The sequence below is a fragment of the Accumulibacter sp. genome (assembly GCF_032229525.1).
Taxonomy (GTDB): Bacteria; Pseudomonadota; Gammaproteobacteria; order Burkholderiales; family Rhodocyclaceae; genus Accumulibacter.
In genome coordinates, this window is record NZ_JAVTWB010000155.1 from 47,748 (window position 1) to 49,108 (window position 1,361).

The window sequence follows — 1,361 nt, forward strand, 5'->3', positions numbered from 1 at the left end:
GCTGACCGTTCTGTTCTGGTCCGGCAACATGGTTCTCGGCCGCGCCATCCGCGACCAGGTGCCGCCACTGGCGCTGGCTTTCTGGCGCTGGGCAATCGCCCTGGCACTGGTCCTGCCACTCGCCCTACCCCATCTGCGTACGCAGTGGCCGCTGCTGCGGCGGGGCTGGAAGCCGATCGTCGTGCTCGGCCTGCTCGGGGTCGGCGGCTACAACACGCTGGCCTATGTGGCCCTGAATTACACCGCGGCGACCAACGCCCTGCTACTCAACTCGTTCATTCCAATTGCCACCATTGCCCTGTCGTGGGCGTTCCTCAGCAAACACCTGCGCGGGATCGAGTGGCTCGGCGTACTGCTCTCGCTCACCGGCGTGACGATCATCGTCTGCCGCGGTGACCTGCAGACGCTGGCCAGTCTCAGCCTCAACATCGGCGATCTGTGGATGCTGGCCGCCGTCTTCACCTGGGCGCTGTACACCATCGGACTGCAATGGCGACCGGTCGGCGTCGACCCGATGCTGCTGCTCGCCGCCTTCATCGTCATCGGCCTGCTCGCCCTGGCCCCGCTTTACGCCTGGGAAATCGCCCACGGCCGAAGCATCCAGATCTCGGCCAGTTCGCTCGCCGGCATCGCCTACACGGGCATTTTTCCCGGCTTTCTCGGCTACGTCTTCTACAACCGCGCCGTCGGCGAAGTGGGCGCCAGTAAGGCCAGCCTGTTCATTCATCTGATGCCGGTCTTCGGCACCCTGCTGGCAGCGCTGTTCCTCGCCGAAATCCCGCACAGCTATCACTACCTCGGTATGGTGCTGATCTTCTCTGGTATTTACCTGACCACCGCCGCACCGGGGCAGGCGAAATCCTCGTGATCGGCAAGCTGCTCGGCTGGTTGCGGAAACAGCCGGAAACCACCCCGTTCCCCGATGCCCTGTGGCAGGGAGTCGTTTCGGCACTGCCTTTTCTCGGCGCGCTGGATGCCGAAGAGCAGGCCCGGCTACGGGCGCTGACCGAAGGTTTCCTCGCCGAAAAGGAATTCGCCACCGCCGGCGAACTCCAGCTCAGCGACGAGATCTGCGTGTCGATCGCCGCGCAGGGCTGCCTGCCGATCCTCAATCTGGGCCTCGACTACTACCGCGGCTGGGTCGGCATCGTCGTCTATGCCGACGAGTTCGTCATTCCGCGCAGCATCGAGGATGAATTCGGGGTCGTCCATGAGTACGAGGAACTCGCCTCGGGCGAGGCCTGGGAAGGCGGACCGCTGCTGATTTCCTGGCGTGATGCCCAGATGGCCGGCGCCGGCTACAACGTCGTCATCCACGAGTTCGCGCACAAACTGGACATGCTCAATGGCGAAGTGAACGG

General features: G+C 64.2%; 2 protein-coding genes. Both read left to right on the plus strand.

Going from position 1 to position 1,361, the window contains the following annotated elements; translation table 11 throughout:
* Nucleotide 1 precedes the first annotated feature (1 nt).
* A complete protein-coding gene (locus tag RUW20_RS11960) occupies nucleotides 2–868 on the plus strand; it encodes a DMT family transporter (protein WP_313952452.1) in 867 nt (288 codons plus the stop codon).
* Nucleotides 865–1,361: zinc-dependent peptidase (locus RUW20_RS11965; RefSeq protein WP_313952453.1), on the plus strand; the 497-nt coding region annotated here is incomplete at its 3' end. The genes RUW20_RS11960 and RUW20_RS11965, both read left to right, overlap by 4 nt.